Annotated in this window: 7 protein-coding genes and 1 riboswitch; of the genes, 1 reads left to right on the top strand and 6 read right to left on the bottom strand. The window is 70.3% G+C overall.

Annotation, left to right across the window (positions count from 1 at the left end; translation table 11 throughout):
• Positions 1–62: 62 nt before the first annotated feature.
• The 6 genes from ABD347_RS27155 to ABD347_RS27130 form a co-directional block, all read right to left on the bottom strand.
• Positions 63–1,133 (bottom strand): ribonucleotide-diphosphate reductase subunit beta, encoded by a 1,071-nt coding sequence (locus tag ABD347_RS27155; protein WP_425575775.1) that lies wholly within the window; start codon positions 1,131–1,133, stop codon positions 63–65.
• Entirely contained in the window at positions 1,133–3,511 is a 2,379-nt protein-coding gene (locus ABD347_RS27150) for a ribonucleoside-diphosphate reductase subunit alpha (protein ID WP_344366127.1), read from the bottom strand. The genes ABD347_RS27155 and ABD347_RS27150 overlap by 1 nt, the downstream gene beginning before the upstream one ends.
• A 138-nt stretch (positions 3,512–3,649) precedes the next feature.
• A riboswitch (cobalamin riboswitch) is annotated at positions 3,650–3,772 on the bottom strand.
• A gap of 53 nt (positions 3,773–3,825) precedes the next feature.
• Complete coding sequence (locus ABD347_RS27145) at positions 3,826–4,329, bottom strand: GNAT family N-acetyltransferase (RefSeq protein WP_344366125.1); 504 nt, start codon at positions 4,327–4,329, stop codon at positions 3,826–3,828.
• A gap of 82 nt (positions 4,330–4,411) precedes the next feature.
• A complete protein-coding gene (locus tag ABD347_RS27140) occupies positions 4,412–4,636 on the bottom strand; it encodes a YbdD/YjiX family protein (protein WP_344366122.1) in 225 nt (74 codons plus the stop codon).
• Positions 4,633–6,861, bottom strand: coding sequence for a carbon starvation CstA family protein (locus ABD347_RS27135; protein ID WP_344366120.1), 2,229 nt, complete (start codon positions 6,859–6,861; stop codon positions 4,633–4,635). Before ABD347_RS27135 ends, ABD347_RS27140 begins: the two co-directional genes overlap by 4 nt.
• A 154-nt stretch (positions 6,862–7,015) precedes the next feature.
• Positions 7,016–7,780, bottom strand: a complete 765-nt coding sequence (locus ABD347_RS27130; RefSeq protein ID WP_344366117.1) for a GntR family transcriptional regulator — start codon at positions 7,778–7,780, stop codon at positions 7,016–7,018.
• A 294-nt stretch (positions 7,781–8,074) separates the two neighbouring features.
• Between ABD347_RS27130 and ABD347_RS27125 the strand changes: the two genes are divergently transcribed.
• Positions 8,075–9,361 carry an extracellular solute-binding protein gene (locus tag ABD347_RS27125; protein WP_344366114.1) on the top strand — a complete coding sequence of 429 codons (1,287 nt, stop codon included), beginning with the start codon at positions 8,075–8,077 and terminating at the stop codon, positions 9,359–9,361.
• Positions 9,362–9,453: the final 92 nt, after the last annotated feature.

The raw sequence follows: 9,453 nt of genomic DNA, 5'->3' as shown, positions 1-9,453 counted from the left end.
GCAGGACGCGGCCGGGGCCGCCCGCCGGGTACGGCCGTACGGCCCGGCCGCAGGGCCCGTGCTCAGAAGTCCTCGTCGAGGTCGACCGAGCCCTCCACGGCCACCTGGTACGCGGACGGGCGGCGCTCGAAGAAGTTCGTCAGCTCCTGCACACCCTGGAGCTCCATGAACGAGAACGGGTTCTCCGAGCCGTACACCGGGGCGAAGCCCAGGCGCGTCAGGCGCTGGTCGGCGACGCACTCCAGGTACTGGCGCATCGACTCGGTGTTCATGCCCGGCAGCCCCTCACCGCACAGGTCACGGCCGAACTGCAGCTCCGCCTCCACGGCCTCCTTGAGCATGTCGGTGACCTGCCGGCGGAGCTCGTCGTCGAAGAGGTCGGGCTCCTCCTTGCGGACGGTGTCGACGACCTCGAACGCGAAGTTCATGTGCATCGTCTCGTCGCGGAACACCCAGTTGGTGCCGGTCGCCAGGCCGTGCAGCAGACCGCGCGAGCGGAACCAGTACACGTAGGCGAAGGCCCCGTAGAAGAACAGGCCCTCGATGCAGGCGGCGAAGCAGATGAGGTTCAGCAGGAAGCGGCGGCGGTCCGCCTTCGTCTCCAGCCGCTCGATCTTCTCCACCGAGTCCATCCAGCGGAAGCAGAACCGCGCCTTCTCGCGGATGGAGGGGATGTTCTCCACCGCGTCGAACGCCGCCGCGCGGTCCTCCGGGTCCGGCAGGTAGGTGTCGAGCAGCGTCAGGTAGAACTGGACGTGCACGGCCTCCTCGAACAGCTGACGCGACAGGTACAGCCGCGCCTCCGGGGAGTTGATGTGCTTGTACAGCGTCAGCACCAGGTTGTTCGCCACGATCGAGTCGCCCGTCGCGAAGAACGCGACCAGCCGGCCGATCATGTGCTGCTCACCGGGCGTCAGCTTGGCGAGGTCCGCGACGTCGGAGTGGAGGTCGACCTCCTCCACGGTCCAGGTGTTCTTGATGGCGTCCCGGTAACGCTCGTAGAAGTCCGGGTAGCGCATCGGGCGCAGGGTCAGCTCGAAGCCCGGGTCGAGAAGGTTCTTGGAAGGAGGGGCGTCGGCACGCGGTGCCGTCGTCGAGGGGCGGTGGCCGGGAGACGGGTGGGCGGAGCTCATTACTGGCAGGCCTCGCAGGACTCGGGGTTTTCCAGGGAGCAGGCGACGGCGTCGGGCTCGGACACCTGCTGGACGGGGACGGTGGGAGCGGCGGTCGCCGGGGTCGCCGCGGACGCGGCGCGGGCGATACGGGTCGCCGGGCGTGAACGCAGGTAGTACGTCGTCTTCAGGCCCTGCTTCCAGGCGTACGCGTACATCGACGACAACTTGCCGATGGTCGGCGTCTCCAGGAACAGGTTCAGCGACTGCGACTGGTCCAGGAACGGCGTTCGGGCGGCCGCCATGTCGATCAGGCCGCGCTGCGGGATCTCCCACGCCGTCCGGTACAGCTCGCGCACCTCGGCCGGGATCCAGGTGAAGCCCTGCACCGAGCCGCTGGACTCGCGCAGCGCCTCACGGGTCTGCGCGTCCCACACACCGAGCCGCTTCAGCTCGTCCACCAGGTACGAATTGACCTGGAGGAACTCACCCGACAGCGTCTCACGCTTGAACAGGTTGGACACCTGAGGCTCGACGCACTCGTACACGCCCGCGATCGAGGCGATCGTCGCGGTCGGCGCGATGGCCAGCAGCAGCGAGTTGCGCATGCCGACCTCGGCGATACGGGCGCGCAGCGCCTCCCACCGCTCGGGCCAGTTCAGCTCCACGTCGTAGTGGTCGGGGTGCAGCACACCGCGTGCGGTCCGGGTCTTCTCCCAGGCCGGCAGCGGCCCGTTGCGCTCGGCCAGGCCGGCGGACGCCTCGTACGCGGCGAGCATGATCCGCTCGGCGATACGCGTCGACAGGGCACGCGCCTCGGCGGAGTCGAACGGCAGCTTCAGCTTGAAGAAGACGTCCTGGAGACCCATCGCGCCCAGACCCACGGGACGCCACCTGGCGTTGGAGCGCCCGGCCTGCTCGGTCGGGTAGAAGTTGATGTCGACGACCCGGTCGAGGAAGGTGACGGCCGTGCGGACGGTCTCGTCCAGCCGCTCCCAGTCCATCGAGTCACCGGACACGAAGGCGCCCAGGTTCACCGAACCCAGGTTGCAGACGGCGGTCTCACCGTCGTCCGTGACCTCCAGGATCTCGGTGCACAGGTTGGACGAGTGGACCGTGTGGCCCGGCTCGGCGGTCTGGTTGGCCGTACGGTTCGAGGCGTCCTTGAACGTCATCCAGCCGTTGCCGGTCTGGGCCAGCGTCCGCATCATCCGGCCGTACAGCTCGCGCGCCGGCATCGTCTTGCGGGCCAGCCCCCCGGCCTCGGCGGCGCGGTACGCGGCGTCGAACTCCTCGCCCCACAGGTCGACCAGCTCCGGCACGTCGGCCGGCGAGAACAGCGACCACTCGGCGTCGGCGTTGACGCGGCGCATGAACTCGTCCGGGATCCAGTGCGCCAGGTTGAGGTTGTGCGTACGGCGGGCGTCCTCGCCCGTGTTGTCGCGCAGCTCCAGGAACTCCTCGATGTCCGCGTGCCACGTCTCCAGGTACACCGCCGCCGCGCCCTTGCGCCGCCCGCCCTGGTTCACGGCCGCCACGGAGGCGTCCAGCGTCTTGAGGAACGGCACGATGCCGTTGGAGTGCCCGTTGGTGCCGCGGATCAGCGAACCGCGCGCCCGGATGCGGGAGTACGACAGGCCGATGCCGCCCGCGTGCTTGGAGAGCCGCGCGACCTGGTGGTAGCGGTCGTAGATGGAGTCCAGCTCGTCCAGGGGCGAGTCCAGCAGGTAGCACGACGACATCTGCGGGTGGCGCGTGCCGGAGTTGAACAGAGTGGGGGAGGAGGGGAGGTACTCCAGCCGGCTCATCAGCCGGTACAGCGCCTCGACCTCGCCCAGCGCGCGCGCCGAGTCGTCCTCGGCCAGCCCGGCCGCCACCCGCAGCATGAAGTGCTGCGGCGTCTCGATCACCTTGCGGGTGATGGGGTGCCGGAGCAGGTAGCGGGAGTAGAGCGTCCGCAGCCCGAAGTAGCCGAACCGGTCGTCGCCGGCCGGGTCGACAGCCGCGTCCATCCGGTCCGCGTGCAGCGTCACGAACGCGGCCGTACGGTCCGCGATCAGACCCTCCCGGTGACCCACGGCCACCGACGCCGAGAACGACACCGCGCCCTGCCCGGCCGCCTCCTCCGCGATGGTCCGGGTCAGCAGCCGCGCCGCGAGCCGGGAGTACGCCGGGTCCTCGGAGATGAGCCCGGCGGCCGCCTCGGTGGCGAGCTCGCGCAACTCGGCCTCGTCCGAACCGGCGTGCCGGCCCCGCAGGGCGGCGGCGGCGACCCGGCCGGGGTCGGTGTCGGACAGATCGGCGGTCAGATCGGTCAGGGTCCGCAGCAGTACGGTCCCGGGTCCGTCGTCTCCGTGGCTCTCGATCGCTGAAACCGGACCGGCTGGCGCGATGGTCACGTGGGGGCTCTCCCTCGCTCGGCTCGGGGCCACCGGCGGAGCGGGCAGGGGAGCGGGCACGCCCGGGCACAGGGCGTGGAGCACCGCGTCCACCGGCCCATTCCGCGAGGCCCGGACGTCTGGGCACCCGGTCCGGAGGGTCCGGGTGCGCTGTCGGCAGGTCTTCGGACTCGTACGTACACAAAGGCACACCAACACACCGTTGCGGGACAGTTCCGGATTTCCACCGGATTCCCCTGCGGCGACAGCGAGCACGAGCATACATGTGGGGGGCGGCTGTTGAGTCACCCCCCACATGTTGTGTCTTCCGTGGCTCAGAACTCCAGCGCGTAGGTGGAGAGCGTCACGCCCGGAGTGGGCTGCCAGTCCCGTTCGGGGGTCCGGACGAACCCCAGCCGGTCATGGATCCGGTGCGCCGCCCGCATGGACGCCCGCGTGGACAGCACCAGCCGCGCGCACCCCTCCACCTCCCGGGCCCGCTCCACACACGCCCGTACGAGCGCCTCGCCCGCGCCCCGCCGACGCGCCTCCCGTGCCACCGCCAGCATCCCGAGCTCCGCCTCCCCGGCCCGCGCGAGGCCGGCCCACGGGCCGCCGCCCTCCGCGACGAACGTCACCCCGCCGAGCACCCGTCCGTCCTCCCCGACCGCGACCAGCACCTCCGCCTCCGCGGCCCGCCGGGGCACGTCCCGCAGCTCGATGAGGTACTCGTCGCTCTCCCCGAAGGCCAGCAACCCGTCGCCGAGATAGGCCTGGGCCGTGACCTCGGCGAGCGCCCGGTGTTCCTCCGGCCGTACCGGCCTGATGGTGATGTCCATGGTCCGAGTGTGGAGGGGTACGGCGACGGGCCGCCGCATTTCCGTCCCCGGAAACACGGCGGCCCGTCGTGCGGTCACCCGCTCAGCAGCAGCGGAACCCGTCGCGGGGGTCCACCTCCCGCGCGTCGGTGCGCCTGCGCTCGAACTCGCGGCGGGTCATGACCTCGGCGCCGGGATCGCGGGAGCGGGTGTGGGCGACGTACTTGTCGTACGTGGCCTCGCCGGACACCTCGCGGACGTACCAGCGGACCCAGGCCGCCGCGCGCCGCAGCCGGCCGCCCGGCCCCCCGGCCGCCGCGGGGCTCACCTGGAGCCGGCCCCGGCCGGTACGCCGTCACCGCTGCCGCCGTCCTTGGGGACGCCGCCCTCGGGGCCGAGCCCGGCCGCGGCCAGCTCGGCCTTCTCCGCCGCGGTGGGGAACAGTCCGGCCGGAGCGATGATCCGGGACTCGGTGTACGGGGCCTCCGAGAGCTTGATGCCGGCGGGCCGGGTGACGGCCCGGTAGCAGACCCGTCCCGCGTCGGCGATCACCACGATGATGAGGAGGGCGAAGAGGGCGGAGAGGATCCCGTCGATCGTGGAGTTGGTGACGACGGTGTGCATCTCGTCCATCGACTTGGCGGGGGGCAGCACCTGCCCGGAGTCGATGCCCGCCTGGTACTTCTCGCGCTGGGCGAAGAAGCCCACCCGGGGATCGCCCGAGAAGATCTTCTGCCAGCTGGCGGTGAGGGTGACGGCCACGTCCCAGGCGAGCGGCACCCCGGTGACCCACGCCCACTTCAGGCGGCCGGACTTGACCAGCAGGGTCGTACAGACGGCCAGCGCCACGGCGGCCAGCAACTGGTTGGCGATGCCGAACAGCGGGAACAGCTGGTTGATGCCGCCCAGCGGGTCGTGCACACCGACCCAGAGGAAGTAGCCCCAGCCGCCGACGACGACCGCGCTGGCGAACCAGACGCCGGGCTTCCAGCTGACCTGCTTGAACGGCTTGTAGACGTTGCCGAGCATGTCCTGGAGCATGAAGCGGCCCACGCGGGTGCCGGCGTCCACCGTGGTCAGGATGAACAGCGCCTCGAACATGATGGCGAAGTGGTACCAGAACGCCTTCATGGCGGTACCGCCGACGACGGCGGAGAAGATCTCCGCCATGCCGAGGGCGAAGGTCGGCGCGCCACCGGTCCGGGACAGCAGCGACGCCTCCTCGACGTCCGCCGCGGCCTTCGCCAGCTGGTCGGGGGAGATGGTGAAGCCGAAGTTGGACACCGCCTCGGAGGCCGACTGCACCGTCGTCCCCACCACGCCGCTCGGCGAGTTGATGGCGAAGAAGAGCCCCGGGTCGATGATGGACGCCGTGATCATCGCCATGACGGCGACGAAGGACTCGGTGAGCATGGCCCCGTACCCGATCATCCGGATCTGGGTCTCCTTCTGGACCATCTTCGGGGTGGTGCCCGAGGAGACCAGGGAGTGGAAGCCGGAGAGCGCGCCGCAGGCGATGGTGATGAAGACGAACGGGAACATCGACCCGGCGAAGACCGGACCGTCCCCGCGGCTCGCGAAGTCGGTGACGGCCGGCATCTTCAGGGTCGGCAGGGCGACGAAGACGCCGACGGCGAGCAGCGCGATGGTGCCGACCTTCATGAAGGTCGAGAGGTAGTCGCGGGGAGCCAGCAGCAGCCACACCGGCAGGACGGAGGCGAGGAAGCCGTACACGATCATCCAGATGACCAGGGTGCCCGGCTCCAGGGTGAAGGTGTCGGCGAGGGAGGACTCGGCGACCCAGCCGCCCGCGACGATGGCCAGGAGCAGCAGCGCGACGCCGATGACGGAGACCTCGGTGACCCTGCCGGGGCGCAGCACCCGCAGATAGACGCCCATGAACAGGGCGATCGGGATGGTCATGCCGATGGAGAAGACACCCCAGGGGGAGTGCGCCAGGGCGTTGACGATGACCAGGGCCAGCACGGCCAGCAGGATGATCATGATGGCGAAGACCGCGATCAGCGCGGCGGCCCCGCCGAAGGGACCGATCTCGTCGCGGGCCATCTGGCCGAGCGAACGGCCGTTGCGGCGGGTGGAGAAGAACAGCGTCACCATGTCCTGGACGGCGCCGGCGAAGATGACGCCGACGATGATCCAGATCGTGCCCGGCAGGTAGCCCATCTGTGCGGCGAGGACGGGCCCCACCAGGGGGCCGGCGCCGGCGACCGCGGCGAAGTGGTGGCCGAAGAGGACCCGGCGGTCGGTGGGGTGGAAGTCGACACCGTTGTCGAGCCGCTCCGCCGGGGTGGCCCGGGTCTTGTCGACCTTGAGCACCCGGTTGGCGATGAAGCGGGAGTAGAAGCGGTAGGCGATGGCGTAGGAGCCGAGCGCCGCCGCGAGCATCCAGGCGGCCGAGATCTCCTCACCGCGGGAGAGGGCGAGGACGGCCCAGCCGGCCGCCCCGGCCAGCGCCACGAGCGACCAGATGACGATCGACCGCGGAGTGAGGCCTGTCCCCGAAGAGTTGGGTGGTGCCGTCGGCTCTGGCATGGTGTAGTCCCCTCGCTGATCACCTGTAATGCGCAGGAAATCTAGGGGAGTGCCTCGCGCAGCGTCACCCCCCGTCCGCATATCGGTACGGCAACGCTTTGGGTTCCACCACGCGGCGTGGCCCGGCCGCGCCCGGTGCCGGCCGGGCCGGGGCTCAGCCGTTCGGCCGCTTCAGCCGCGCGACGAACTTGTACCGGTCGCCCCGGTACACCGAACGCACCCACTCCACCGGCTCGCCGTCGCCGTCCAGCGAGTGCCGGGAGAGCATCAGCATCGGCAGGCCCACGTCCGTACCGAGCAGGCCCGCCTCCCGGGGCGTCGCCAGGGAGGTCTCGATCGTCTCCTCCGCCTCCGCGAGGTGGACGTCGTACACCTCCGCGAGGGCCGTGTAGAGCGAGGTGTACTTCACCAGCGAACGCCGCAGCGCCGGGAAGCGCTTGGCCGACAGGTGGGTGGTCTCGATGGCCATCGGTTCGCCGCTCGCCAGCCGGAGCCGCTCGATGCGCAGCACCCGCCCGCCGGGCGAGATGTCGAGCAGCCCGGCGAGGGTGTCGTCCGCCGTCACGTACCCGATGTCCAGCAGCTGCGAAGTGGGCTCCAGGCCCTGCGCGCGCATGTCCTCGGTGTACGAGGTGAGCTGGAGCGCCTGCGAGACCTTGGGCTTCGCGACGAACGTGCCCTTGCCCTGGATGCGCTCCAGCCGTCCCTCGACGACGAGCTCCTGGAGCGCCTGCCGCACGGTCGTGCGGGAGGTGTCGAACTCGGCGGCGAGCGTGCGCTCCGGCGGAACCGGCGTACCCGGGGGCATGGTCTCCGTCATGTCCAGCAGGTGCCGCTTGAGCCGGTAGTACTTGGGCACGCGCGCGGTGCGGGTGGCTGCCCCGCTCTCGGTCTCGGTGCCGCCCCCATCCGTGGCCATGGCCCGCCTTCCCGACTCCTGTGCTGTTGCCGTCACCGGCTCCTCCGTCTATTGCGGCTCACATGGTGGCACGGACCGGTCACGGGTCGTCGCCCTCCCTCAGGTGTCGGTCCGGTAACGGACCCGACTGCCCTTCTTATACACCCTTGACACCCCTAAAGGTCTAGGCCAAGCTCCGGGTTACTGGTCTAAACCATTAAAGACCAGGTCCCAGTCCCACGGGCAGCACGGGCAGTACACCGGTATGGCTTCGCGGTGGGGGCAGGGTTTGCAGGCATCCCTGAGGAGGGTGGCGTGAAGCGCAAGCTCATCGCGGCGATAGGCGTCGCGGGCATGATGGTCGGTATTGCCGCGTGTGGCTCGGACGACGGCAAGGGGGGCGGCGCCGACGCCGGTGGCAACAAGACCCTCACCGTCTGGGTGATGGACGGTTCGGCTCCGGACGCCTGGATCAAGAACGTCAACAAGGAGTTCGAGGCCAAGCACAAGGGCGTCAAGGTCAAGGTCGAGGTCCAGCAGTGGAACGGCATCCAGGAGAAGGTCACCACCGCCCTCTCCGAGGACGCCCCGCCGGACGTCCTGGAGCTCGGTAACACCCAGACCGCCGGCTACGCCGCCACCGGCGGCCTCGCCGACCTCACCGAGGACAAGGCCGAGCTCGGCGCCGACGGCTGGAACAAGGGCATGCTCGCCTCCAACGAGCTGGACGGGAAGCTCTACTCCGCCCCCTGGTACGCCGCCAACCGCGTCGTCGTCTACGACAAGGCCGCCTTCAAGAAGGCCGGGGTGACCCCGCCGAAGACCCGCGCCGAGTGGATCGCCGGCCTGAAGAAGCTCAAGGCGTCCGACTCCAAGAGCCAGCCCATCTACCTGCCCGGCCAGAGCTGGTACGTCTACGCCGGCTTCGTCTGGGACGAGGGCGGCGACCTCGCCGTCAAGGACGGCGACAAGTGGAAGGGCAACCTGTCCTCCCCCGAGGCCGTGGCCGCCATGAACTTCTACAAGGAGCTGCAGTCGTACTCGACCGCTCCGAAGGACAAGGACGAGGCGACCCCCCAGCAGTCCACCGACATCGTGCCCAAGGGCGGCGTCGCTTCCTGGATCGGCCTCGGCTGGGAGGCCGGCGGCGCGATCGACGCGATGAAGAAGGCCGGCAAGACCGCCGACTTCGGCTACTTCCCGATCCCGGGCAAGACCGCCGACAAGCCCGGCTCCGTCTTCTTCGGCGGCTCGAACCTCGCGGTGTCCGAGCGCTCGCCGAACAAGGACCTGGCCAAGGAGTGGCTGGCCCTGGCCGCCGGCAAGGAGCACATGGCCAAGTACGCCGAGGCCACCCAGGGCGCGCTGCTCCCGAACAACGACGCGGCGCAGTTCAAGCCGGCCGCCGGTTCGTTCGCGGAGGCCATGGCCAAGGCCGCGCCCGTCGGCAAGATCACCCCGGTCACCCCGGGCTGGGCGAACGTCGAGACCGCGCCCAACCCGATCAAGGACTACATGACCAAGGTGCTCAAGGGCGAGGACGCCAAGAAGGCCGGCGAGGCGGCCGACAAGGTGATCACCGAGCGCGTCAACCAGCAGTAGTCCGGCCGGCAGTGGCCGCCCGCCGGCGGCCGCCCCCGGGCGGATCGCCGGGGCCGGTCCCGCTGCGAGCGGTCCACCGCCCGCCCCACCCC

Origin of the sequence: Streptomyces gobitricini (assembly GCF_039532985.1) — a bacterium.
Lineage (GTDB): Bacteria > Actinomycetota > Actinomycetes > Streptomycetales > Streptomycetaceae > Streptomyces > Streptomyces gobitricini.
The sequence above is the reverse complement of the archived record's forward strand: the minus strand, read 5'-3'. Positions and strand labels throughout refer to the sequence as shown.